This is a genomic window from Bacillus sp. RK1064, assembly GCF_051488405.1.
In the GTDB taxonomy this organism is placed as follows: Bacteria; Bacillota; Bacilli; order Bacillales; family Bacillaceae; genus Bacillus.
The window spans coordinates 2,053,741-2,079,401 of the sequence record NZ_JBPSCZ010000001.1 but is presented as its reverse complement, the minus strand read 5'-3'; the positions used below and the strand labels follow the sequence as shown (position 1 = coordinate 2,079,401).

At 42.3% G+C, this 25,661-nt stretch carries 23 protein-coding genes, 1 pseudogene and 1 riboswitch; of the genes and pseudogenes, 13 read left to right on the top strand and 11 right to left on the bottom strand.

All coding sequences use genetic code 11. From position 1 onward, the window contains the following. The first annotated feature begins 390 nt into the window (after positions 1-390). A riboswitch (purine riboswitch) is annotated at positions 391-490 on the top strand. A 77-nt stretch (positions 491-567) separates the two neighbouring features. Next, positions 568-1,755, top strand: a complete 1,188-nt coding sequence (locus ACSSTM_RS10535) for an MFS transporter (protein WP_144522501.1) — start codon at positions 568-570, stop codon at positions 1,753-1,755. 69 nt (positions 1,756-1,824) lie between these two features. On the opposite strand, the gene ACSSTM_RS10530 is transcribed toward ACSSTM_RS10535, so the two are convergent. Further along, positions 1,825-2,592, bottom strand: coding sequence for a GNAT family N-acetyltransferase (locus tag ACSSTM_RS10530; RefSeq protein ID WP_340875083.1), 768 nt, complete (start codon positions 2,590-2,592; stop codon positions 1,825-1,827). A 217-nt stretch (positions 2,593-2,809) separates the two neighbouring features. On the opposite strand from ACSSTM_RS10530, the gene ACSSTM_RS10525 reads away from it, so the two are divergent. From ACSSTM_RS10525 to ACSSTM_RS10510, 4 genes and pseudogenes are all read left to right on the top strand, one after another. Continuing rightward, a complete protein-coding gene (locus tag ACSSTM_RS10525) occupies positions 2,810-3,268 on the top strand; it encodes a MarR family transcriptional regulator (RefSeq protein WP_003216997.1) in 459 nt (152 codons plus the stop codon). A gap of 111 nt (positions 3,269-3,379) precedes the next feature. Continuing rightward, entirely contained in the window at positions 3,380-3,625 is a 246-nt protein-coding gene (locus tag ACSSTM_RS10520) for a hypothetical protein (RefSeq protein WP_041815128.1), read from the top strand. Beyond that, a complete protein-coding gene (locus ACSSTM_RS10515) occupies positions 3,622-4,083 on the top strand; it encodes a DUF523 domain-containing protein (RefSeq protein WP_437404168.1) in 462 nt (153 codons plus the stop codon). Before ACSSTM_RS10520 ends, ACSSTM_RS10515 begins: the two co-directional genes overlap by 4 nt. A gap of 83 nt (positions 4,084-4,166) precedes the next feature. Continuing rightward, positions 4,167-4,882, top strand: a pseudogene (locus tag ACSSTM_RS10510) (protein rep); the annotation flags it as partial. Between the two features lie 28 nt (positions 4,883-4,910). Here the strand turns inward: ACSSTM_RS10510 and ACSSTM_RS10505 are convergent. Then, positions 4,911-5,231: a hypothetical protein gene (locus ACSSTM_RS10505; RefSeq protein WP_039176139.1), complete on the bottom strand. Its 321-nt coding sequence runs from the start codon at positions 5,229-5,231 to the stop codon at positions 4,911-4,913. A gap of 102 nt (positions 5,232-5,333) precedes the next feature. Here ACSSTM_RS10505 and ACSSTM_RS10500 point away from each other — a divergent pair, with 102 nt between their 5' ends. After that, positions 5,334-6,443 carry an amidase domain-containing protein gene (locus tag ACSSTM_RS10500; RefSeq protein ID WP_340875093.1) on the top strand — a complete coding sequence of 370 codons (1,110 nt, stop codon included), beginning with the start codon at positions 5,334-5,336 and terminating at the stop codon, positions 6,441-6,443. Between the two features lie 134 nt (positions 6,444-6,577). Here the strand turns inward: ACSSTM_RS10500 and ACSSTM_RS10495 are convergent, their stop codons facing one another. Beyond that, on the bottom strand, positions 6,578-6,757 hold the full coding sequence (locus tag ACSSTM_RS10495; protein ID WP_340875097.1) for a DUF3967 domain-containing protein: 180 nt from the start codon (positions 6,755-6,757) through the stop codon (positions 6,578-6,580). A gap of 566 nt (positions 6,758-7,323) precedes the next feature. Here ACSSTM_RS10495 and ACSSTM_RS10490 point away from each other — a divergent pair. Next, positions 7,324-8,151 carry an aldo/keto reductase gene (locus ACSSTM_RS10490; RefSeq protein ID WP_437404167.1) on the top strand — a complete coding sequence of 276 codons (828 nt, stop codon included), beginning with the start codon at positions 7,324-7,326 and terminating at the stop codon, positions 8,149-8,151. A gap of 41 nt (positions 8,152-8,192) precedes the next feature. On the opposite strand, the gene ACSSTM_RS10485 is transcribed toward ACSSTM_RS10490, so the two are convergent. After that, positions 8,193-9,275, bottom strand: coding sequence for an iron-containing alcohol dehydrogenase family protein (locus ACSSTM_RS10485; RefSeq protein ID WP_437404292.1), 1,083 nt, complete (start codon positions 9,273-9,275; stop codon positions 8,193-8,195). A gap of 199 nt (positions 9,276-9,474) precedes the next feature. On the opposite strand from ACSSTM_RS10485, the gene trhO reads away from it, so the two are divergent. After that, positions 9,475-10,443 (top strand): oxygen-dependent tRNA uridine(34) hydroxylase TrhO, encoded by a 969-nt coding sequence (gene trhO, locus ACSSTM_RS10480; RefSeq protein ID WP_307498928.1) that lies wholly within the window; start codon positions 9,475-9,477, stop codon positions 10,441-10,443. A 342-nt stretch (positions 10,444-10,785) separates the two neighbouring features. Beyond that, positions 10,786-12,405, top strand: a complete 1,620-nt coding sequence (locus ACSSTM_RS10475; RefSeq protein WP_437404166.1) for an APC family permease — start codon at positions 10,786-10,788, stop codon at positions 12,403-12,405. Positions 12,406-12,439: 34 nt separating this feature from the next. Here ACSSTM_RS10475 and ACSSTM_RS10470 read toward each other — a convergent pair whose 3' ends face one another. Next, complete coding sequence (locus tag ACSSTM_RS10470; RefSeq protein ID WP_034664345.1) at positions 12,440-12,640, bottom strand: hypothetical protein; 201 nt, start codon at positions 12,638-12,640, stop codon at positions 12,440-12,442. Between the two features lie 185 nt (positions 12,641-12,825). On the opposite strand from ACSSTM_RS10470, the gene licT reads away from it, so the two are divergent. The 4 genes from licT to arr all read left to right on the top strand — a co-directional run bounded on the left by licT (position 12,826) and on the right by arr (position 18,082). Continuing rightward, the gene (licT, locus tag ACSSTM_RS10465; protein WP_034664343.1) at positions 12,826-13,662 is read left to right on the top strand and encodes a BglG family transcription antiterminator LicT; all 837 of its coding nucleotides are present in this window, start codon (positions 12,826-12,828) and stop codon (positions 13,660-13,662) included. A 233-nt stretch (positions 13,663-13,895) separates the two neighbouring features. Continuing rightward, positions 13,896-15,755, top strand: coding sequence for a beta-glucoside-specific PTS transporter subunit IIABC (locus ACSSTM_RS10460; protein ID WP_437404165.1), 1,860 nt, complete (start codon positions 13,896-13,898; stop codon positions 15,753-15,755). 19 nt (positions 15,756-15,774) lie between these two features. Next, on the top strand, positions 15,775-17,196 hold the full coding sequence (locus ACSSTM_RS10455) for a glycoside hydrolase family 1 protein (RefSeq protein WP_034664339.1): 1,422 nt from the start codon (positions 15,775-15,777) through the stop codon (positions 17,194-17,196). A 469-nt stretch (positions 17,197-17,665) separates the two neighbouring features. Then, positions 17,666-18,082, top strand: coding sequence for an NAD(+)--rifampin ADP-ribosyltransferase (gene arr, locus ACSSTM_RS10450; protein ID WP_034664337.1), 417 nt, complete (start codon positions 17,666-17,668; stop codon positions 18,080-18,082). Positions 18,083-18,142: 60 nt separating this feature from the next. On the opposite strand, the gene ACSSTM_RS10445 is transcribed toward arr, so the two are convergent. Genes ACSSTM_RS10445 through ACSSTM_RS10420 form a run of 6 tightly spaced genes read right to left on the bottom strand, consistent with a single transcriptional unit; the run spans position 18,143 to position 25,632 of the window. Beyond that, entirely contained in the window at positions 18,143-20,062 is a 1,920-nt protein-coding gene (locus ACSSTM_RS10445; RefSeq protein WP_437404164.1) for a BglG family transcription antiterminator, read from the bottom strand. Next, the gene (locus ACSSTM_RS10440; RefSeq protein ID WP_034664331.1) at positions 20,059-20,943 is read right to left on the bottom strand and encodes an ROK family protein; all 885 of its coding nucleotides are present in this window, start codon (positions 20,941-20,943) and stop codon (positions 20,059-20,061) included. The genes ACSSTM_RS10445 and ACSSTM_RS10440 overlap by 4 nt, the downstream gene beginning before the upstream one ends. Positions 20,944-21,000: 57 nt before the next feature. Then, positions 21,001-23,664, bottom strand: coding sequence for a mannosylglycerate hydrolase (gene mngB / locus ACSSTM_RS10435; RefSeq protein ID WP_437404163.1), 2,664 nt, complete (start codon positions 23,662-23,664; stop codon positions 21,001-21,003). A gap of 28 nt (positions 23,665-23,692) precedes the next feature. Then, positions 23,693-24,811, bottom strand: coding sequence for a PTS fructose transporter subunit IIC (locus ACSSTM_RS10430; protein ID WP_309416218.1), 1,119 nt, complete (start codon positions 24,809-24,811; stop codon positions 23,693-23,695). A gap of 36 nt (positions 24,812-24,847) precedes the next feature. After that, positions 24,848-25,177 (bottom strand): PTS fructose transporter subunit IIB, encoded by a 330-nt coding sequence (locus ACSSTM_RS10425; RefSeq protein ID WP_007498438.1) that lies wholly within the window; start codon positions 25,175-25,177, stop codon positions 24,848-24,850. Continuing rightward, entirely contained in the window at positions 25,174-25,632 is a 459-nt protein-coding gene (locus tag ACSSTM_RS10420) for a PTS sugar transporter subunit IIA (protein WP_034664319.1), read from the bottom strand. Before ACSSTM_RS10420 ends, ACSSTM_RS10425 begins: the two co-directional genes overlap by 4 nt. Positions 25,633-25,661 lie beyond the last annotated feature (29 nt).

The following is a 25,661-nucleotide window of genomic DNA, read 5'->3' as shown; positions in this document are numbered from 1 at the left end:
CCTTTGTAAAAACAAAAAAGCTGTGCTTTAAGTTAGGGACCATTCCTGTCCTGGTGGTACCACCCTAATTTAAAGCACAGCTTTACACTCGATCATGATAACGGTATGAACCGCTGTATGAAACAGAACTAAATCGGCAGGTTCACTTGAAGATGTCAGTAGGAACTTCTCAGCACGGTTCCCTCTCTGTTAAAGGTCAATTCAAGCTACTATTCCAGATCTACGTTGATCAATGTTCGTTGATTTTTCATCAGTTTACCTGTAAATGCAGGAGAAAGCAAGTTGTACTGGGGTTTCTTTTCATGCTGTTCTGAGTGCTTTGTTTGATCGTGAATTTGCAGTCATTTCCTATTTTTACAGCTTGCCAGTTATGTAAGGCTATGCTAATATATTTGAAGAAAAAAATAGACTTGTATAACCTCAATAATATGGTTTGAGGGTTTCTACCAGGATCCGATAAATCCTGATTACAAAAGCGCGCTTTCCTTTTTTGTAATCAGGGTTTTTTTGTTTGTCTGCGCCCTGTATCAAAAGTGAAAGCGATGATATATAGAAGGGATGTTAGACATGAACTGGAGAGTATATTTATTAGCCGTTTCTACTTTTGCGGTTGGATTAGTTGAGCTTGTGGTCGGGGGCATTTTGCCAAGCCTTGCAGAGGATTTGAATGTATCTCTTGCGACAGCTGGGCAGCTTATCACCGTATTTGCCATTGTGTATGCCATTTCAGCACCTGTGCTGCTGACTGCCACAGCTAAAATTGAACGAAAGCGTCTTTATCTAATCGCGTTATTGGTGTTTACAATAGGGAATGTATTCACATATTTTAGTTCGACTTTTGCCCTTGTCATGATCTCTAGGGTATTGATCGCAATGAGTACAGCGCTTGTCGTGGTGTTGTCACTGACGATCACTGCTAAATTGGTGGAACCAGCGCATCGTGCGAAGGCATTAGGGCTGATTTTTATTGGGATTAGTTCTTCACTTGTTCTCGGTGTACCGATCGGTATTTTTATTACAGAGAGCTTTGGCTGGAGAGTGATGTTTTTAGGAATCAGTATTTTATCAGCGATATCGATGGTGCTGATCTATTTTCTATTGGAGAAAATGCCTGTTGAAAAAGTGACACCTCTTAGAGAGCAAATACGTTCTTTAGGGCATCCGAAAATTTTTAGTGCACACTTGATTAGTTTGTTTATGCTGGCAGGTCATTATATGCTTTATTCTTATTTCACTCCGTTTTTAATGGAAGTTCTGCATATGACCCCGTTCTGGATTAGTATTTGTTATTTGGTCTTTGGGCTTGCATCTATTGGCGGGAATGGGTTTGGCGGCTGGCTTAGTGACAAGCTGGGTTCAGGGAAAGCCATTTTGCTGGTGACAATCGCGTTTGCAGTTGTGATGTTTATCATTCCTTATACAGCGGGTGTGTTTGTCCTCTTTATGATCATGGTTGTCCTATGGGGAGCGCTTAGCTGGGCATTAACGCCTGCCTTGCAGAGTTATTTGATTCAAACAGATCCTGTGACGTCTGATATTCAGCAAAGCTTAAATACATCGGCCTTGCAAATTGGTATCTCAATTGGATCAGCGGTTGGTGGTGTCCTATTTACGATGACCGGTTCATCTGTTGATCTGGCGAAATTCGGTGCAGTGTTTGTGCTGATTGCCTTTAGCTGTGCGGTAATTTCGTTGAAGAGACCACCACTTTATATGGATCGTCAGCATCGTGCTGAAATGAAGACAAAGGGCTAAAATAAAAATCATTTTAGCCCTTTGTCAACAATCTGTAGCTGCCTCATGATAGGCAGCTTTTTTTATGTTCTATTCAAAAACAACCATTTCGCTGATTGGTTGGAAGCCGGCACGTTGGTAAATATTTTTGCCGTCAGCTGATGCTTGTAACATGACGCACTTTTGTTTGTTTTCTGTCTGGGTCAGAAGATAATGAAACATGTCACTGCCAAGTCCCTTTCCGCGGTGCTCTGCCCTTGTGATGACATCATAAATTCCGTAGCTATCGGTGGCTTCGAGTAATAAGCCTGTTGTAACCGGTTTGTGGTCTACATATCCGACGAACATGCGAGCACGTGATTGTATAGCTTCAAGCGAAAAACGCTGGAAATAGATCTCTAAGGCGATGGCCTCCGGTGACTCTTTGAATAGTTCGATAAAGATACTTTTGTAATCAAGCAGTGTCTGGTCATCAAGTACTTCTTTGATTGTAAGCGGTGAAGATGTAGCTGGGTCGATGTCTTCTGTCTGCTCAAGTATCATGATCGTATTTCGTTCAACCTCTTCAAGCTGGTATTCCTGTAGTAAATTGGTCCAATCAGGATGAAGCAAACGATGATCCACCCACGTACTGAATGATTGTTTCTGAGACTGCAAGTGTTCGATCGTTTTTTTCACTTTTTGCGGATCTTGAATGTGCGCTGATGTCGGTAATAGCAAATTGAATGTGTCTGTCGATATATGAGTATTAGATAGAACGAAATCGTCCGTTGTGAGGAAGGTTCCGTTCACAGCTGAAGAAAACAGGTGGATCTTTTCTTCTAACTGACGAATGGCGATTTGTTGTTCGATTTTCATTAGCTCACCTTTTTCATCAAAAATTGGATGACATCCCCCATGAATTATAGCAAATAAAAGAAAGAGGAGCTGTGACAGCATAGGTGATCTAGTAGAAAAGTACATACATCATTTTCAGGTCTGATGGCCTGTTCTTTTTATTACACTGACATTTCTTTTGACTCCTATCTTAATTATTAGTACCATTTTATTAACCAGTTAAGAGTGGAGGTATCAGATGGAGACTAAAGAGCAGATTGTATTAAAAGCGATTCAAGATCTGATAATTCATAGGGAAAAGAGAAGGAATGATCCAACAGATCCACTGATTACCACGACTGATACACTCAAGCAAGATTGGACACTCACACAGCTACACATTTTATCGATGATTCAAGCCAATCCAAACGAATCAAATAATACATTTCTTTCTCAACAACTGAAACTATCAAAGCCCGCTATTACAAAGGCTGTGAAAAAACTAATTGATAAAGGCATGGTGGACTATTGCCACCGGCAAGGGGATAAGAAGTCGGTCTACTATTCATTGACAGAAAAAGGCACGCAATTGGCGGCACTGCATGATGAATTACATGAGAAAGCTGTCGCGTCCTACTTAGAATTTCTCCAGCAGTTTCATGAAGATGAATTACAAGTCATTGAGCGCTTTTTAAAGGCATGGAAAGAAAAAATATAGATTGAAAAAACCGAAACTATCGTAGAAAATGAGATGATTTCGGTTTTTTATATGGTAAAATTAACATATATTGACGTTATTTGTGATCATGTGAAAAGGGAGGGAGCTTCTTTGGGGAAAGAAATGATGGAGAATTTTAGAAAGTCAGCAACCATCATGCCGTTCGTGGGATTGTTTGTCAGCTTGCTATTATTTGTTTACTTTTTTGGTATCACAGGAGTTGAAGAACCTGTTTGGGCGGCTGTTTTGTATTGTGCCCTGCCCTTTTTAGGGTACACGATCTTCTATCTGCCTGTATATATTTATTTTAAAGTCAGTAAAAAACGCTCAATCCATAAAAATGAGGAACAGACGTGATTGTGGTCAGCGCTTGTCTTGCTGGATTGAAGGTTCGGTATAATGGCAGCCATCGATTAGATCAGCGAATTGAAGAGTTTGTGCAGGAAGGAAAGGCTGTGACAGTTTGTCCTGAACTGCTTGGCGGCTTCTCTACGCCTAGACCACCAGCAGAGATCATTGGCGGAGATGGACATGATGTTTTACGGGGAGAGGCTACTGTTGTCGATGTTCACGGAACTGACGTCACAGAGATGTATGTAAAAGGTGCAAAAGCTACGCTGGAACAGGTTCAGTCTCTGAAAGCAACAGCGGTTGTGTTAAAAGAGTACAGCCCTTCATGCGGGAGCCGGATGATTTACCAGGGAGAGTTTAATGGGAAGACAAAAGCAGGAGATGGTGTGACGTCCGCTTTGCTGAAACAGTACGGGATTCAAGTGTTCTCTGAAGAGGATGATTGGATTTCGTTGTTTCAATAGGTGTGGCGAATAGAAGGAGGAGAGGAGATAGGTTGAAAAAGCCAAAAAAGCCTCAAAAGAGTCTTATTTGATCATGGTGTATGAGAATAAGTGTTGAAGAAGCAAACAGGCAATATAAGCCTGCATTGATATTTCTCACTTTGACAGTTAGAAACGTTGATAGGGACGACCTGAAACAGGCGATTTCAGATATGATGAAAGCGTGGAACCGATTGTTTGGATATAAAGCTGTGAAAACTTCGGTTCTTGGATATTTTAGAGCTTTAGAGATTACAAAACATCATGAACAAAATACATACCACCCTCATTTTCATGTACCAATTCCCGTGAAGAGAAGCTATTTCACTGGTAAACGTTATATAAAGCAGGCAGAGTGGACAAGCCTTTGGAAGCGTGCGATAAAATTGGATTATACACCAATTGTTCACGTGCAGCGGGTCAAAGGAAAAAGGGAATTAATGCGGAATCGATTGAAAAAGAAGTGCGCGCAGAAATGGAAGAGCAGAAAGCTATTTTAGAGATTTCTAAGTATCCAGTGAAAGATACTGACGTGATACGAGGTAATGAAGTGACTGAGGAAAATTTGGATACTGTCTATTATTTAGATGACGCACTTAGTGCACGGCGGTTGATCGGCTATGGTGGGATTTTGAAGGAGATTCATAAGGAACTAAATTTGACTGATGCTGATGGTGGGGATCTTGTCAGAATTGAAGAAGATGATGATGAGGTAGCCAATGAGACGTTTGAGGTCAAGGCACGTTGGCATGTTGGAATTAAGAATTACATAATTAATTAAAGCAGGCTTATATAAGCCTGCTTTATTTTTATGGAGCTGTTCCACAATTAACTTTGTATTCACCTTCTGTTACCTTTTTAGAATAACATATAGATGGATTTCCAGCTTTGTTTTTCCAGGCATTAAATAATATTAAAGAGTAAAGACTACTTGAAGGATCATCACTTTCTTTTTTTTGGAGAATTGTGAAATAGCTTTGATACGGGTATCCTTGCTTATAAATTTCGTGTCTTATAGCACCTTTTTCCGAGGAGTTATTGAAGAATACTGGTGAAAGAGGTGGCATTAATATTAATACAATTAGTAGTGTTGCTAATATTGATAAGATAATTTTAGTTCTCTTTCTCATTTTTTCCTCCTATTTTCCTTTATTCCTTTATGTATAATATGTTATATTACTAATTATGTAAATGATAAATGTTACCTATATTATAAAACATTGGAGGATTTTATGAAGAAAATTTTATTAACTTTTGCTTTTGTTTGCTTGTTAACTTTGCTTTTTGTATCTAATAATGTAGTTGCTTCATCTGAGAATGAAGAACAAGAGAAGGTCTATGTATCTAAAGATATAGGATTAAAAGAATTAAAAGTGATGCTTGAACAACAGAAGACTGATTTTCAAAATAATGAGCCTTTTGCTCATAAAAATGTTTCGAAATTAACAGATACAGATGAAGCTGTTCTTGTATTTTATGCTACGACTAGCGTTGATAAACAAAAATTAATAAGTTTCACATATGAAATAGAAGATGTTGAAACGTATAAGCAAGGAAGTAAGACTTTTGTTGAAGCTTATATTATTAGAAATTTTGTGTTTGGAAAAGATAACGTTGAAACTAGTTTAGGTGACAATATTAAATTAGATATTACAAAAGAGAATGTGAGTAAACAGTCCAAAACTTTGATGAAAAAGGCTTCGATTTCCGAGTCTCCTACTTTAGAATTTGAAAATAAAGGTCAAGATTCTTCTGATATTAAATTGGATCAATTTTTAAAAAATTATAAAGAAGAGGTTCAAGAAAATAAAAAAAATGAAGTTAATACTGCTAAATCTTTAAGTAGTTCTGAACTAGTAGTTTCAGCTTCTTCTGTTAAAGGATATAATCGTTGGAAAGCTATGCAATATGCGGAAAAATATGCATTAAAACCAAACAAGAGTTATAAATATTGGAAAAATGCTGATTGTACTAATTTTGTATCTCAAGCATTAAGAGCTGGTTCTATGCCATACTTTAAAGAATGGAAACCTTATACAAATGCTTGGATTAATGCAGGTTCTTTTAGAAACTATATACTTGAACCGGGTGGTATAAAAATGAAAACCGTGAAAGATGTATATGAGAATGCAGCACTTGGAGATGTATATCATTATGATTATAATAATAAAATAGGTTTACCTTGGCCTGATGGTTGGATGGATCATACAGCAATTGTTACAAGTCGTGCTAATTACAAGATCTATGTCAGTTATCATACTAATAATAGAAAAAATGTTACCCGAGAATATTTTACTTCTAAACAGGGTGGAAAACGTTATTTATCTAGTATTCGTAATTAAAGATATTTTCAATTATAAGGATGATTGTGGTTTGAAGAAGCAGAAGAAGCCGACTATTGAGTCGGCTTCTTCGGAAATCGAGAGATTTTAGCACTCACACATGGGTGTGTAAGTGCGCCATCTTCATGGGTGTCCTATTTCCAAAATTGCCACCACCTTTTTTGTTGTGCAGCAGCAATCTGTTTTTTCATTTCTTCATTTTTTTTAGTCTCTATGAGGTGTTTGTCGCGTTCCTCAAGCTTAGCCTCGATGTAGTATTGCTGTTCGTTAATTGTCTGAATAAGAGATTGAATGATTTGTTTTTGTTCATTCATTTGTGAGTTGAGAGTTGAGAGTATTCTTTATTTCCTCTATCGACTCATTCAGCGTCAATGCTGTATTTTCTGTACGATTGTCTATCGTGATCGTGATCGGATGTCCTTCGTTAGTGAGGATGGTCTCAATGTTTTCTATAGACTTTCCTTCTACGTATAAACCACGAATTTTTTTCAGCAAAGGAATGGATTCATTTGCTACTAAATAGCTTTTTCCGTTTTTCTATATGTTCAAATGATGACCATGTTGACGAATGTATCCTCGTAATGTGGTATCTGGGATTTGAAGTTCTTTCTCTAATGATTTGATAGAGTGCCATTTTTCTTGGTTATCCATATAATTTCACCACCTCGTTCACCATACGATGACTTTCTATGATCAGGCATTTCTAACGACATATAATTTTTCTGAAAAGAAAGATAAAACAAACGAATACCAAATCGTTGACGCCAATCAGGTCGATATAGGACAATATATCAAATAACATCAACGCACATTCATGCATGATCAATAGAAAATTTGGGTATAGTGCTTGGTAAGCAAAAATGAAGCGGAGGTTTGTTTGATGAGTGGATTAACAGATACAGTCACATTAGCAAACGGAGTAAAAATGCCGAAGCTAGGCTTTGGTGTATGGCAAGTAAAAGATGGAGATGAGGCTGTAAATGCCGTCAAAGACGCTCTTGAAGCGGGCTACCGCAGCATTGATACAGCAGCAGCCTATCAAAATGAAGAAGGGGTAGGCAAAGCCATTCAGCAATCAGGCATCTCTCGCGATGATCTATTCATTACGACAAAGGTCTGGAATAATGATCAAGGCTATGAATCAACACTCGAAGCCTTTGAAACAAGTATGAACAAGCTGGGGCTAGATGTATTAGACCTTTATTTAATTCATTGGCCTGTTGAAGGCAAATATAAAGAAACATGGAAAGCGCTAGAAAAACTATATAAGGATGGACGCGTTCGAGCGATCGGAGTGTGTAATTTCCATCAGCATCATTTAGAGGATTTATTGGAAGAGGCAGAAGTTGTGCCAATGGTGAATCAAATCGAGCTGCATCCGAAGCTGACGCAGGAGCCTTTACGAGACTACTGCAAATCGAAAGGAATTCATGTAGAGGCGTGGTCGCCATTAGGAAGCGGGAAGCTTCTAAACCATCCTGTTCTTCAGGATATCGCGAAAAAACATGCCAAGTCAGTAGCGCAAGTGATTCTTCGCTGGGACTTACAGCACGGCATTATCACCATTCCAAAATCTGTGACGAAGAGCCGAATCATCGAAAACACACAAGTCTTCGATTTCGAGCTGTCCGCACATGAGATGGGCGTCATCGATCAGCTTAATGAAGATGAGCGCACAGGTCCAGATCCAGATAACTTTGATTTTTAATCGAAAGAAAAGCACAGGTGAGATGCCTGTGCTTTTTTTATTTAACGGTTTTTCGAGGCTGATACGTTTTCAATGTCTTGAATGGCGTCGGCAATTTGCTCTTTGGAATAGTCTCCAATCAAGCAAAAGGTTTCGTCTGCACGTGCAGCATGGCTTGCCACTGTTTTTGCGGCTTCTTCCAGCTGAGCTGTGATGCCAAGCTCACGCATATTTCTAGGTAATCCGAGTGTTTCATAAAGCTCAAGTAATTCTTCTACTTCGCTCATTCGGTTTTCTGCGGCAAGCTGAACAAGAATGCCATAGGCCACTTTTTGACCATGTAATACGTGATGCGTTTCTTCAATAAATGTCAATCCGTTATGGATGGCGTGAGCTCCTGCCATTCTGCCGTAGCGTCCCCCGTACCCGCCGACCGTGCCGGCTAATGTAATAATGGTATCCGTTACATCCGCAAATGCTTGCGAGTGCTGCCCTGTTGTCAAGCTGTGGACGGCTTCTTCGCTATGGGAAAGAAGAATGTCTCTGACGTATACCGCCTGCTTTAGTGCAGCATGCACCATGAGCGGTAAGGAGTCTTTTGCGTTTCGAATAATGGCTTCCGCTTCATACCATTTGGCCAGCGTATCTCCAATCCCACTTTGAAGGTAGGAAAGAGGAGAAGAAAGCAAAAATGTATGATCAATGAGCGTGAGGTAGCTGGACCGTTTATGATAATCGACTCTCATGAAATTCCCCTTGTCATCATAAATGACGCTAAGCGGTGTAGATGCAGCACATGTCCCTGGGATGGTTGGAACCATGATCACTTCAATTTGAAGAGCTTCTGCTACTGACTTGGCGGTGTCTAAAATCGTGCCGCCTCCAATCCCAATCACCACATCTGCCCCTTTCAGTTCTTCAGCAATTCGTGTGATCGCATTTGGTGAACTGTATCCTTTGTGCTGAACAACAGGCCAATGAGGTGGAAGCTTTGTGTACGCTGAAAAAGCATGAAATGAATCGTGTCCCGTCAGTACAGCGGGCGACTGGAAGGATGGAGAAGCAAGTGAATCGAGTTCATGATAAATGCCTTTTTGAGAAATAAATTGGTTTGGGCCGCTTCTGACGATATCTTCTGGCTGGATCATTGCGTTCTGCTCCTTTACAACATCATATTTCATAAATCATCTCATTTTACAGAAAGTTCTGTCAAACAATCGATAATATGAGGAGAAAGACCCTTCCGTTTTATGGAATTGAGCCGCTGACATTGCCTTTAGGTATGTATTTCCTGTATGATAAAGAACGGTATGTTTTGATTAAATTTAAGAGGTGTTTATATATATGGAAAAACAATATCGTGTCTTACTTTACTATCAATATGTCCCCATTGAGGACCCAGAGACGTTTACAGCAGAGCATTTAGCATTCTGTAAGGAGCTTGGTTTGTTAGGCCGTATCCTTGTGTCAGCAGAAGGCTTGAACGGAACTGTTTCTGGTACCATTGAGCAAACGGACAAGTACATGCAAGCGTTAAAAGAAGATCCGCGCTTTGCGTCTATGCCGATCAAAATTGACGAAGCAGATGGTCATGCGTTTAAAAAAATGCACGTCCGCCATCGGAATGAACTAGTGAATCTTAGCCTTGAAGATGACGTGAATCCGTTAGAATTAACAGGTAAACATCTCAGCCCGGTTGAATTTTACGAGCAAATGCAATCACCTGATACCGTTGTGATTGATGCACGTAATGATTACGAGTTTGATGTCGGCCACTTTAGAGGGGCAGTACGTCCTGATATCGAGACATTCCGCGAATTACCTGAGTGGATTCGTGACAATAAAGACATTCTTGAAGGGAAAAAAATCCTGACGTATTGCACAGGCGGCGTACGCTGTGAGAAATTCTCAGGCTGGTTAAAGCGTGAAGGCTTTGAAGATGTCTCTCAGCTTGACGGCGGAATTGTCACGTACGGAAAAGACCCAGAAGTTCAAGGAAAGCTATGGGATGGTCAATGCTATGTGTTTGATACCCGCTTAACAGTGCCAGTGAATCAAACAGAGCATGTAGTTGTCGGAAAAGATTTCTTCACCGGTGAGCCTTGCGAGCGTTATGTGAACTGTGCAAACCCTGCATGCAACCGCAAAATGATTGCAACAGAAGAGAGCGAGCATAAATATATGCGCAGCTGCAGCCATGAATGCCGTACAAGTGAACGTAACCTTTATGTGAAACAGCACAATCTGTCTGAAGAAGAAGTGCAAGAAAGACTAGCTGTGATTGAAAAAGAACAAGCAATCTCACAAGGATAGAGGGACCCCCTTTATCCTTTTTTTCTATACACGAGAGGGTTCAGAAGAAAGAGGGATTCATTTCCTCTTTCTTTTTTTGTTTTGTTTTTTTCAAAATAAGGGTAAAGGTAGTTATTCAGTCTAATAGATTGAACCGTTGAAAAAGCGCTTTCTTTAGAAATAAGCATGTTCGACTATTTCAGAAAATAGAGAATTGAGAGATAATAAAACAGGCGAAAAAATGAACAAGGGTAAAGATTTATTTGGGGAAATATTTGTCAATTGAATGAAAAGTGAGCTGCAAGTAAGAAAGACGCTTACTTGGGCACATGCTTTGTAATTTAATCGAAAGGTGTTATGAACATGAATCATTTGCATCGTAGAATGGGAACTTTCGCTTTAATGATGGTAGGTCTTGGCTCAATCATTGGTTCAGGATGGCTTTTCGGTGCTTGGCGTGCCGCTCAAATTGCCGGCCCTGCTGCTATTTTGTCCTGGTTGATTGGGATGGTCGTGATTTTATTTATCGCTTTGTCTTATAGTGAACTCGGATCGATGTTTCCAGAGGCAGGCGGAATGGTGAAATATACGCAATATTCACACGGCTCTTTTATCGGGTTTATTGCTGCTTGGGCAAACTGGATCGCTATTGTCTCCGTCATTCCTGTTGAGGCGGTGGCTTCTGTCCAGTATATGAGCTCATGGCCTTGGGAGTGGGCAAAGTGGACAAGCCATTTGGTCACAAAAGGGGTTTTGACGACAGAAGGGCTCATGGTCGCCAGTGTACTTCTTGTGATTTACTTTCTGCTCAATTATTGGACAGTTGGGTTATTTTCAAAAGCGAATACATTCATTACTGTGTTTAAAATTGTCATTCCAGGATTAACAATTGGTGCGCTCTTATTCGTAGGTTTTCATAGTGAGAATTTTACTTCTGGAACAAGTATTGCCCCTAATGGCTGGGCGAGTGTGCTGACAGCTGTTGCGACATCAGGGATTGTGTTTGCCTTCAATGGCTTCCAAAGCCCGATTAATATGGCTGGTGAGGCGAAAAATCCAGGCCGATCGATTCCGATCGCCATTGTTGGATCCATTTTGATTGCGACTGTAATTTATGTGCTTTTACAAATCGCCTTTATCGGTGCTGTCAATCCGTCCATGATTGTGAATGGATGGGGCCATTTGAATTTTAACTCGCCATTTGCTGACCTTGCCATTGCGCTTGGGATTAACTGGCTGGTTCTGATTTTATATGCAGATGCTTTTGTATCACCTTCTGGTACAGGGATTACGTATACGGCGACGACATCTCGTATGATTTATGGAATGGAAAAAAACAAATACATGCCAAGCGTGCTTGGCCGTCTGCACCCTATTTACGGTGTGCCTCGTCCAGCGATGTTTTTTAACTTAGCCGTATCGTTTATCTTTCTGTTTTTATTTAGAGGCTGGGGTGTACTTGCAGAAATCATTTCAGTTGCGACGCTCATTTCTTATTTGACAGGTCCAGTGACCGTTATGACACTGAGAAAGACAGGGACAGATTTATATCGTCCGCTTCGAATAAAAGGACTCAGCATCATTGCTCCTCTCGGCTTTGTCTTTGCGTCATTGACGCTGTATTGGGCGAGATGGCCGTTAACAGGTCAAGTGCTATTCATTATTCTCATCGGTCTTCCGATCTATTTTTACTATCAAGCAAAAGCGAAGTGGAAAGGCTTCGGCCGCAACTTCAAGGCGGGTGCTTGGATGGTCGTGTACTTACTTGTGATGATGACGATTTCCTGCCTTGGCAGTGACAAATTCGGCGGCTATAACGTCATTCATTATGGCTGGGACATGGCTCTTATTACAGTGGTTGCTCTGCTATTTTATATGTGGGCACTCAAAAGTGGATTTGAAACAGAATTTCTAGAGGATGCGAAAAAAATCAATGATGAGCTGCGTACTTCTACGCAAGAAGCCGCATCATCCAAAGAATAAAGGAACGGCTGCCTGAATATTACGGGCAGCCGTTTTATTTTGATAAATGATGCATCACGTGCTGCCTTAGCCAAGTGGTGACACCGCGCAAAACGGCTGCTGTGACAAATGAGATGAGCACATACTTCCAAAGCTGATTCATGCCTTGTCCACTAAGCAAAAACACGATTCCTAGAAAGACGAGTGTGAATAGAAGCACGAATAAAAATGATGCAGACCAGAAAAAAGCCTTCACTGAAGGTCACCTCCTCGGAGTATTGTATGCAGGCAATTGAAGGATCAGACCAGCTATGACGGGGGAGAATTATGGTGAAATCTATTGCAAAAGTCAGATAAAAACACCAAGTGATTTGACAGTTATGTTAAGATGAGAGCATATTTTGAGAGAAGATTGTGGTTCATAGACGGAGGTGTTTGGGGTTGCAGATACAAAAAGTTCTAAACAATAATGTCATTAGTGTGATAGATGAACAAGGGAAAGAAATCGTCGTCATGGGGAGAGGTATCGCGTTCAAGCGGCGACCCGGGGACCCGGTAGACGAGTCGTTAATCGATAAAGTCTTTCGACTAGAGGATCATTCCGTTCATGAGCGGATGAAAATGCTGCTTCTGGAGGTTCCGTATGATGTGGTCAAGGTAACCGAAGAAATGATTCAATATGCACATACAAAGCTGAACCGAAGATTAAACGAAAGTCTGCATGTATCGCTCGCAGACCATATTCATTACGCCATCGAACGATTGAAGAAAAATCACCTCATTGAGAATTCGCTCATTTGGGAGATTAAACGCTTATACAAAGATGAATTTCTTGTGGCAAAGGACTGTCTTGAGATGATTGAAGAGCGTCTTCATATTGAACTGCCTGAGGATGAAGCAGGCTTTATTGCGATGCATATCATTAATGCAGAGCTCAATGAGGACATGAATACAACGGTCAATATCACAAAAGAAGTAAACGCCATTCTCACCATTGTGAAATATCATCTCAATATGGAATTTGATGAAGATTCGCTCAACTTTTATCGTTTTCTCACGCATTTACGCTTTTTCGTCCAGCGTCTGATGAACGAAACAATGCTTGTCAGCGAAGATCATGACTTGTATCAGCTAATCAAGGTAAAATATCCGAAGGCATACGAATGTGCAAAGAAAATCGCAGAATATGTCTATCAAACCTATCACCGAGATCTCACATCAGAGGAGATGCTGTATCTATCTATTCATTTGAATCGATTGATCAAACGAGAAAAATAAAGGTAGTTTTAAAAGAAAGCGTTGACATAAGAAAAGCAGAGTGGTACTATTTGCTCATAAACATAAAAGAATACGGTTTCACAATGATCGTCTTAGAGGATTGTGACTGTTCGGCAGGCAAAACCTAAACGTTCACTGAAAAAGCGCAATAGCAGTTGCGACTATTTTTGGTGCCCGTTTAGGTTTTTATTTTGCCCAAAAGCGTATTTTTTTGAAAAAAAGGGGGTTTTTGTATGAGTTATCGTCAATTAGCAGAAGACATTATCAAACACATTGGCACAGAGAAAAACGTTCATTCACTGGTCCATTGCGCTACAAGACTTCGCTTCACATTAAATGACCGATCAAAAGCAGACAAAGCAGCCATTGAAAAATTAAATGGCGTTGTAACTGTTATGGAAAGCGGCGGCCAATTTCAAGTAGTCATTGGCAATACTGTACCAGAGGTTTATCGAGAGATTGGGGAGTTTACAAATCTATTAGAGGAGTCCACTTCTTCATCTGCAAAATCAGGTGGAGAGAGCACGAGTCTTTTCGGAAAATTCGTCGACATTGTCTCTGGTATTTTCACACCACTTCTCGGTGTCATGGCAGGTGCTGGTATTTTAAAAGGTCTATTAGGGATCTGTATCAATGCAAAATGGTTATCACCTGAAGATACGTCGTATCAAATTTTATTTGCTGCGTCTGACAGCTTGTTCTACTTCCTGCCATTACTGCTCGCATTCACTTCGGCGAGAAAGTTTAAAGCGAATCCATTTGTCGCTGTGACGATTGCTGGTGCACTCATTTACCCTACCATTCAAGAGTTGTCAAAAGGCGGCGGAGATGTGACCTTCTTCGGTATTCCGGTCATCTTAATGTCTTATACATCAACGGTTATTCCAATCATTTTGGCAGTGTTTGTCATGGGATATATCGAACGTTTCTTTAACAAAGTCATTCATGAAAGTGTCAAAAACTTTATTACACCACTGATTTTACTTGTCACGGTTGTTCCGCTGACACTCATTGTATTCGGCCCATTTGGTGTGTATGCAGGGAACGGCATTGCAGCTGTCTTGCTGAAAATATTCTCCTTTAGTCCTACACTTGCAGGTGCTTTAATTGCGATGGCATGGCAGGTTCTCGTGATCTTCGGTATCCACTGGGGTCTAGTGCCAGTGATTTTAAATAATATCGCCGTCCATGGAAAAGATCATATCAAGCCGGCTACTGCGCCAGCTGTATTCTCACAAGCCGGTGCCTCAATCGGTGTTATGCTGAAAACAAAGAATAAAAAACTGAAATCATTGGCTGGATCGACAGCGGTTTCTGCCGTGTTTGGGATTACAGAGCCAGCTGTATACGGGGTCACGCTTCGTTTGAAAAAACCATTTATTGCAGCCGTTATCTCTGCCGGTGTCGGCGGTGCGATCATCGGTTACTCACAAAGTATTGCGATTGCGTCAGGGCTTCCAAGTTTACTGACACTTCCGATTTTCTACGGACAAGGCTTTACAGGGTTCATCATCGGAATCTCGGTCTCGTTTGTTCTATCCATCGTCTTGACTTATTTGATTGGATTTAAGGATCCAGTAGATGAAGATGACACGCCAGCACCGATTTCCGCACCAACAATGGAAAACGAACATGGGGTCAAAGCAGCTCATGTGAAGAGCCCTTTAAAAGGCGAGGTGATCAAGCTGGAGGAAGTGCAGGATAAGGCATTCTCATCTGGTGCACTAGGAAAGGGTGCAGCCATCATTCCATCAGAAGGCAAGCTGTTTGCACCAGTATCAGGAGTCGTGACAACGGTGTTCCCAACAGGCCATGCGTACGGCCTCACCTCTGAAAGCGGAGCAGAAGTGCTCATTCACATTGGACTGGATACCGTCCAATTAGGCGGTCAGCATTTTGCCCCGAAGGTCGTACAGGGGCAAACCATCACAGAAGGTGAACTGCTTGCAGAATTTGATATTGAAGCCATCCAAGCTTCCGGCCTTTCCGTCACAACACCAGTAATTATTACCAATTCCGGTGAGTTTAGCGATATTATTGAAACAGAAGAAAAACAAATCACACCAGGACAATCATTTTTACATCTCGTTTAATGAAGAGGAGGAAGAAATTATGAGATATTCAACACTAGCACCATTTCCAAAGGACTTTTTCTGGGGCGGATCTACTTCCGCCTATCAAGTAGAAGGTGCGTGGAACGAGGATGGCAAGGGGCCTTCTGTCATTGATATGAGAGCAAGTTACCCTGAAGGGACAACGGATTTTAAAGTCGCAAGCGATCACTATCACCGCTATAAAGAGGATGTGAAGATGTTTGCAGAAATGGGTTTAAAGGCTTATCGCTTCTCTATTGCATGGACACGGATCATTCCAGATGGAGATGGGGAGATCAACCAAAAGGGGATTGAATTCTATCATTCTCTCATCGATGAATTGCGCCGCTATGATATTGAACCAATCGTGACAATGTATCATTTTGATCTGCCTCATGCGCTTCAAGTAAAAGGCGGTTGGTCAAATCGTGCGACAGTAGATGCGTTTGAACGTTATGCAGAGGTTCTCTTTAAGGAATATGGCCATAAGGTAAACTATTGGCTGACTATTAATGAACAAAACATGATGATCTTACATGGATCGGCGCTCGGTACACTTGATCCAAATTTAGAAAATCCAAAAAAAGAACTGTATCAGCAGAACCACCATATGCTCGTAGCTCAGGCGAAAGCCATGACGCTTTGTCATCGTTTGCTGCCTGAAGCGAAAATTGGACCAGCACCAAATATTGCGCTCATTTATCCGGCATCTCCAAAGCCTGAGGATGTGCTTGCTGCGGCGAATTACAATGCGATCCGCAACTGGCTTTATCTTGATATGGCAGTCTTCGGCCGTTATAACAACCTTGCTTGGGCTTATATGAAAGAAAAAGACATTCTTCCTGTTATTGAAGAGGGAGATATGGATATTTTGAAAAGTGCGAAGCCAGACTTCATTGCCTTTAACTACTACACTTCGCAAACAGTTGAAGCGAGTAAAGGAGATGGCAACGATGAATTTGCACGCGGCGGAGATCAGCATTTAAAATCTGGTGAAGATGGCGTATACAAAGGCGGCAACAACCCGTTCTTAAGTAAAAATGCGTTTGGCTGGGAGATTGACCCTGTCGGCTTCCGTTCAACGATGCGCGAGATTTATGACCGCTATCAGCTGCCGCTTATTATTACAGAAAACGGATTGGGTGCTTTCGACAAGTTAGAAGAAGATGGTTCGATTCAGGATGATTATCGAATTGACTATTTAGAAAAGCATATCGAACAAATCAAATGGGCGATCACAGACGGCGTCGAGGTCTTCGGATACTGCCCGTGGTCCGCCATCGACTTAATCAGCACACACCAAGGGTGCTCCAAACGCTACGGGTTCATCTACGTCAACCGCGACGAATTTGACCTAAAAGACCTCAAACGAATTCGTAAAAAGAGCTCTTATTGGTACGAAACCTTGATTCAGCAAAATGGAGAGAACATCGGGAAGTAACAGATAAAAAAGCCAATCACCTTATGCGGGTGGCTGGCTTTTTTTTTCGTTCACTCTATTGGCAACGTCATATTGTTCGAGTTGTTTTAAAATGATAGTCTAATTATATATTGTAAAATTTGGTTTAATATCCATTATAAGAGAGGGTCTGTTTATATGATGACGATTCTTTTTCTGTTTTTCTTATTGTTTTTCATTTTTTATGCTTTGAATTATATAGGTCAGAAATTAATTGCGAAGGAATACCCAATGAACCATGGTGTGATTGTGACTCTATCAGCTGTGGAAGGTATTCTTGTTTTTGTACTTGTTGGTGTTAATGAGAAGTTTCCATTTTTTTAGATCCAATCACATCTTGCTCTCTACTATTATTATACCGCGAATACAATCTCATTTACAGACTGTTTTCCGCCCAGATCAGGCCGTATACTGTTATACGCAAGTCAAAAACGATAAGGGGTGCGGCTGTATGAATGACAATGAGCAGGTTTTAGATCCTGGCCCATTTTTTCATGGGACGAAAGCAGAATTGAAGATTGGAGATCTGCTTGAACCGCTGTATTTATCCAATTTTCAGGATAAAAAATCAAACCATATCTATTTCACTGGAACATTAAATGCGGCCAAATGGGGTGCTGAGTTAGCAAGGTCAGATGCGAAAGAGAGAATATATCTTGTAGAACCGTTAGGCGAGTTTGAAAATGATCCGAATTTGACTGACAAAAAATTTCCCGGCAATCCAACACGTTCTTATCGATCGAAATCCCCTTTGAAAATAGTCGCAGAATTAGGTTCATGGGAAAGACATTCTGATGAAGAAATTGAACATATGCTGAGCTCTTTGAAGAAATTAAGTGAAGAAGGAAAAAATGTCATATACGATTGATGATCCATATTCTAAATAACACGAAGGCCGCCTCATTAACTGGGCGGCCTTTGTTCTATCTTATTGAAACAACGCATCCATCAACTCAACAAATGTGTTTGCTTGCTTCAAGGAGTGAATGCGGTTTGGATTGTCCAGTAAATCGACGGCTTGTTCAAAGAATTGATTCATGCAGGCTGCGTCATCCTTATGAATGGCTAATAAAAAGACAAGTGATACTTCATCTCCCTGCCAGTCAATTGGCTGTTTTAAGTGTGCGATGGCTACGCAGGAGGTGCCTTCATTTGTGATGAGCGGGTGTGGCATAGCCATTCCTCTGCCAAGATAGGTAGACGACATTTGCTCCCGCTCAAGCACCGAGGACCGAAAAGAAGGCGATACTAGCTGATGCTCCTCTAGACGGCTGCATAGTGTGTCTAATACCTCGTCCTTGCTGGATAGGTCAGCATTTAATAAGGTCAATCGTTCTTGAAAAAATGCCATCAGCTCTTTAGAGGGAGTCCCATGTCCATTTAATAAATGAATGATCTCATTTACCCGCTGTACATCATGATGTTCAAAAAAAGCGCTGACCTGAATCACGGGTTTTCCCTTTGATGCGAGTGGGACGGTTGTAATGATGACATCACAGGGCAGGGTGGTACTCATTAGATAATCCTGATAGGAATACAGCTCGACGATTTCCAGTTCGTGCTGAAAGGCTGCCTTCAATTTAATTTCAAGCAGTCTTGCCGTCCCTAGTCCAGACCCGCACACGATAATGGCTTTCTTTTTTTGCGAGGTATCGAGCTGACTTCTTTCAAATGAAGCAGCGATATGCAGGGCAACATATGCCGCCTCGTCTTCATTTGGCGTCCGTACCAGCTGTAAGGCATTCAGTCCGCTGACAGCCAAATCAAACGGGTAAGGATAGGACGCTTTGATCTCATGCAAAAGCGGATTTTGTAAGGATACGCCATATTGGATTCGATTTAATAATGGCTTCATATGAAGCATCAAGTCTTGCTGCAGGATGTTGTCATCTGCAAAGCGGTGGCCGCTTGTTTTCTCAATGTGCTGTAGAAAGACCGCAACCGCCTGCTGAACTTCCACTGTCGTCTGATGCTGGGCGGCTTCTTTCCACGTTTGATTCGCCAATAGATGCATCACTAAGTAATATGTTTCATCCTCTGATAAGATGACGTGAAAGGTGTCACTTACCTGCTGTATGATCTTTTGGGCAATTCTCATTAAGACTTGCGATTTTTGTGTACGAGTGGTGCTGGCGGATATCCGCTGGTTTTTTCGTGTCTGCTGAATCGCAATCGCTAAGTGAATGACTAAGTTTTTTAAGGCAATGTCTTTAATGAGCAATGACTCTTGATGCAGGTTCGTCAGGACAATAGATCGAATGGTTTCAAGAGAAATATCAGGAAAATGGAGCTGCTCCCGCTCGGTGATATGAGAAAGTGCAGGCTCTTCCTCAAGGAGTAAGTCTGCATAGCATGTTCTTTTTTGCAACTCGTCTCCCTCAATTTTTAAGCCAAACCCAGGTTTTGACACAAGGGTCATGCCGTATCGGGCTAACAGCTCTCGTCCTTTTTTTAAATCACTGCTGACTGTCATGCGGCTGATAAACAGTTCTTCAGCCAGCTGGTCAATTTTTAAGTAATCCGGTTGAAGCAATAGCTTTCTCATCATAAATCGTACACGCTCTTCTGGCATGACGGGGACGAGAGAGCGGGCAGGAAGCTTCTGCTGATGAAGCCAAAGCAGAAAGGCGTCTTGATCACTCGTTAATAGGGTGTATCCCTTTCCGCGGATCGTTTTAATCTTGGCTCCAGCTTCCTTTAATTGCTCATTTGCTTCTTTGATTAAATTGCGGATGGAGCGGTCAGATAAGCGAAAAGAGGCAGTGAGCTCCTCCAGCTTCACGAACCCCTTCGTTTCAAATAGCCGCTGAATCAGCTGATAGGTTCGAGGATCTGCCGTCATCATCATTGCGCGGCTCCTTGCGCCTGTAAGGCATCAGTACCAAGAGCGATTGCGCCCATTAAACCAGATAATCCATCAAAGGATGGCTTGGTGATAATTTCATTTAAAGGCTTTGGCAGCTGCAAATACCCGTGAAGCCGCTTTTCTGTTTCATCAAGAATGAGCGGCAGCATAGCGGGCTGTTTCATCACACCTCCGCCGAGAATGATGCGCTCTGGTGAAAGAGTGAGTAATAAATTGGCGGTCATCTGCCCGAGATAGTAGGCATGAAGTGACCAGGCAGGATGCTCCTCTGGCAGCATTTGCGCCAGTGTATGATAGCGTCCTTCTATGGCAGGTCCAGATGCCAGTCCCTCTAAACAGTCGTGATGTATTGGGCAGCAGCCTCCGTAGGAATCATGAGGATGCCGCTGAACGGTGATATGACCCATTTCTGGATGCAATAATCCGTGAATGAGGCGGTGTTCAATATAGGCACCGCCGCCTATTCCTGTTCCAACTGTGATGTAAACCAAAGAAGCAGGCTTTCGTGCTTCGACCGAAAAGCGGGCTTCTCCGAGTGCTGCACAGTTCACATCGGTATCGAGCTTCATCGGGAGCCCAAGGGCTTGTTTTAAGGTTGAGAGGAAAGGGAATTGGCGCCAGGCTGTTTTTGGTGTATCTAAAATCGTCCCATAGCTTGGGCTTTGTTCTTTTACATCGACAGGCCCGAATGCCCCAATGCCAATGGCATCGACAGGATGCTTTGTAAAGTAATCGATCACTTGCCGGCATGTTTCAATTGGGTTTCCTGTTGCAAAGGAAGTCATGTGTTCAATCGTTCCGTCTGTTGTTCCGTAGCCGCAGACAAATTTTGTTCCGCCTGCTTCAATGCCTCCAATTCGCATGATCAATGCCCTCCATTAAAGAGGGGCGGAATCCAAATGGACCCCGCCCCTACATGTTCATTTTTTCTTTACAATGTAGGTTTGTACCTGACAAGGTGTGAGCGGTTCAATGTGTAATGATCCATGTTGTGCTTTGAGTATATGTCCTTCAGGTGTTTCGCCTAAATTCGCTGTTTCTCCGTGTTGTAGAGATGAACTATTGATTGAAGCGGCTGTTTGACGCGTTAAATATGGATTGAAGAGACGGATGACAATGCCTGTTCCATGCTCTTCTTTTTTTAGAGCGCTTAGAATGGCTCCGTCTGTCTCAATGTCAAGCAGGCTATAAGTAGATTGTAAGTCTTCTTTTTCATCTCGGAAAGAGAAAATTAAACGACCGTTTAAAAAGTCTGCCCGTTCGTAGCATTGAACTGGGGTGGTATACCGCTTAGCAAGCTGCGCTAAGTGCCCCTCGCTGACAGCGTCCTTACTATAGTGCATGCCAAATGAGAACGACAGTGCACCTTGCAGCTGAGCGTCAGGTGTCTCAACAATTTTTTCCCCAGATGCGCGGCCTGGACGGTAAAGAAGATTTTCTTTCCCCATTTTTCCGAAACAGCGGAAGAGCGTATACGCAATCGTTGTGTAGTCTTCTCCTGTGATCTGGTATTCTCTCACACAGTCGGTCAATAGAGCGACACCATATGCTTCATCACGAAGTGCAGTAAAGGATTGCATCGGTTCAATGGTGATCGGTTTTTCTTCCCAATGCTCATTGCTCCACCATTCAAGCTCTTGCGTGAGCTCTGTTGGGCGTTCGATGGTTCCAAACTGCTGATCGCTCAGTGATACCTTTGATGCGATGCCTGTATCAAAGAGGACACGCAGACGATGGTCTAACGCATGATTGTCGACATCGACATGAAAACGGATGACAGGCTCATCTTTGTTTAATGCCACCTTCGCTGTGATCGGGAGTGAAGTCGTGACCGATTGCTGAGAGCGCTCTTCTAAGTCATATGGGACAGTGAGAGTAAGCTGGATGGTGAGCTCTTCCTGCAGGCCGCTTTTAGACACTGTGATGTCTGCTGAAGAAAGATCCTTGGATGACACATACAGATCTTCGCGCGGCGGGGAATAGTTGTAGGAATCTCCATCGTCTCCATTGTCTTCAAAGATCATTTGCTCAGAGAATGTCAGGCCTGTTTGTTTATCTGTGATGTCCAGCGATCCGTTGTCATTTGCTGCTATGCGGTAATACGTATTTTCAATAGCGCGTCCTTCTGTTTGATCCCATACAGATTCGCTCGATTCATCGAAAACCATGCTGACTTGTGTATAACCAACGGACGGTAAGCTGGCGGCTTCAATCAGCAGAATGGCTTTCCATACTTGTTTTGGCATGTACACATCTTTACTTGGGTTAAGAGAAATTTGCTGTGCCAGCACATAATCTGTGACATCGGTTTTGCTTTTCACTGTGTAGTGAAGCGTTCTTCCGTTTGCATCCTTTAGTGTAAATGGACGTTCCGTGATAAAGGTTTCAACCTCAATGACTTCAGAACGCTTTGAAGGCAGTGTATTAAATAACGTGAATGTGATTTCTTGCTCAGTTTGCAGTCGAATAGCAATGAGACGCATGTGTAAGTCCACAAGATTCTCGGCGATTTCCTTTGCCTGCTTGTAGCGGAAGAAGACATCTTGATTCGTCGTGTCGCTATTGCAGCCGCCAATGCTGTCATGCGCTGCATTTTCAAACATGAGGTACCAAATATCACGAACCGTATCATGCGGATAGTCGTGTCCGAGAGAATAGCTAATCGTTAGGATAGGCTCCATCACATTGACGAGATAGTTTTCAATTTGATTGTTTAAGATTTTTAAATCAGCTCGTGTTGAAAAAATAGATTTGTGAATCCGCATATGCTTCGCATGAATGAGCTCTCCTTCTAATGTCTCAAAAGACGTCCGCTCTTTTTTTACTGCTGCAATGTAATCTTCTAAACTGCTGATTTGATAGTGGTGCTCGTCAAGTTCATTGGCTTTTTCTAATAAGTCAGGCAGGTTTTTGCGGATCGTTGCCTGGTCAAAGCCATTTGGGAAATAGACATTCTTTGTGGTTGCTTTTGCTTGCAGTGCACCAATTTTTTCAGATAAAAAGGCTTGTAAGTCCGCATCCTTCTCAGGAATATTTCCACCGTAGTAGTAGCCAAATGGCAGGTTCACCGCAAAGACTTCACTGCCGTCAGCACCTTGCCAATTGAATTCAGTGTGATTCGTCATATGGTCTGAAACGCCGCGCCAAAAAGCCGTATCCACAATGCCGAATCCACGGTAAATTTGAGGCATTTGCGCGGATTGACCGAAGGAATCAGGGACATAGCCGACTTTCATCACATGACCGAACTGCTGACAGCGTTCAATCCCATATTGCAGGTTCCGTACAATCGATTCACCTGAAATGACGAGCTGGTCGGTTTGGGTATACCATGGGCCGATGATGAGACGTTTGGCTGTGACGAGTTTTTTGATTCTATTCTCATCCTCAGGGCGCCATTTCAGGTAATCATCCAATAAGGATGCCTGTGCATCGAGCATGAAGTAATGGAACCTTTCATCTGTTTCAAGGGTGTCTAAAATGTCCATTACGCTTTTCATTAAGTAGATACGGGATCGGGAGGTGGTGAAATACCATTCCCGGTCCCAGTGAGTATGTGGAATCACATGTACATTGACAGTCATTGATCAACGACACCTTTCTATGTTCAAATTATCCTTCTAGCACAAGGTCAAAATCGTCTTCTTCTTTCTGCTTCTGGTCATGTTCTGGCGTTTTTGGCTCTTTTTTCTCAGAGAAATTCACAAGCAGGTTGGCGCCAATACCGATGACGAGTGCGCCAGTGAGGGCTCCGATTAAATAAGCCCACCAGTTTCCGACTGAGAAGAAGCCGTATAGCCCGCCAATTGGCGGCATGATGTCATGAACACCTAATAATGCAGCGACCCCGCTTCCAGCAGCACACGCGACAACATTGAGCGGAATCAATTTCAAAGGATTGACAAGGGTAAAAGGAATCGCCCCTTCCGTAATACCGATAATGCCCATCACAAGCCCGCCTCGTCCGGCTTCTCTAAAGGTTGGAGAGAAGTTGCGTTTTCGAATCAATGTCGCAAGCCCGTATCCAAGCGGCGGAATGACAATCGCAATATTGACGAGGATGGCAGGGAGGTAGACGCCTGACAGGAAGAGTGCGTTACCTGCCATCCAAGCGGATTTATTCACCGGTCCGCCAAGGTCGAAGCCAATCATCGCGCCTAGAATCAGAGCGAGTGCAAGTGTGCTTGTGCCGTCAGCGACCATACCTTTAATCCATTCAATTAATGCCGTGTTCAAAGCGCCTAATGGTCCGCCCAGCAGAACGGACATGAGAAGCCCGGTTAAGCCAACGGTTATAAGCGGTAAGATGAGCAGAGGAACGAGTCCGGCCGCGGAGCCTTGAATTTGAATTTTTCGTGTTACAAAAAGAGCGACATATCCTGCGAAGAAGCCTGCAATGACGGCACCGATAAATCCAGCATTCGTTGAGCTGGCAAGGGCACCACCGATGAAGCCGGCCGCAAGACCTGATTTATCCGCAATCGAATAGGCGATAAATCCAGCGAGCAGGACGTTCATTAAGCCAATGCCTGTCCAGCCAACCTGCTCCATTAAATAGGCGCCGTGTAAAATGCCGCCAGCATCCTTATAGGCGTTTAAATCTGAAACACCAAATCCTAATCCGACTAGTTTTGCTAAACCAACGATAAGGGAGGCACCGATGATCACAGGAAGAATATAAGAAATACCGGTCATGAGATGGCCTTCAATGACTTTTAATTTTGCTTTCATTTTGCTTTGCTCCTTTCTATATGGCATTGCTCACGTTTATTGAGATTCAGATTTTTTCTTTTCAACAAGTGCTACGGCTTTTGTGATGATTTGCTCGGCATTTTTTAAGGCGCGTCCAATCTCGACACGTACTGTGGGAATGCCTGAGAAACGTTCCGCATCGTTGATATGCTGATTTGAGGCAATGATACAAAGGTCTGCCTGCTTTGCTTCCTCTGCTGTAATGCCATTTACCTGTCCCATAATCCCTTGCTGCTCGATTTTGATCTCGTGACCGAGCTGTTTACCCGCATTCTCTAATGCCTTTGCTGCCATTGGTGTATGAGCTAACCCTGCTGGACATGAAGTGACACCGACAATTTTCATTGTGTAATCCCCTCTTTCAATTGTTGTTCAATGACTTCGTAATAATAGTCAGCGGTTTGACCTGGTTGTATCTTATCGATGAAAGCCGGTTCCATGAGGCTTGTCGCAATCCCTGACAGTAATTTCAGGTGTGTGACATTTGCTTCTTCTAATGGAACGAGCAGTGTAAATAAATAGCTTGTGGGCAAATCGTCGAAGCTTCCCCATTCAATAGGTTGTTCTAACTCTAAAAATAGAAGTGAAGCCGTTTGTACAGCGGAGCTTTTTGTATGAGGAATGGCGAAGCCTTGCTGAAGTCCTGTTGAGACTTCGTCTTCGCGAGTCAACAAATCGGATAATAACCCCGCCTGATCGTTTGTAATCTGAAGGTCTTCAGCTTTCTCGGCAATGTATTGTAAAATCTCATTCTTTGATCGTCCGTTTACTTGTGTGAAAACATGATCTTTTTGGAACAAGCTGATCCCTTCTCTCTTGTTTGTTAAGC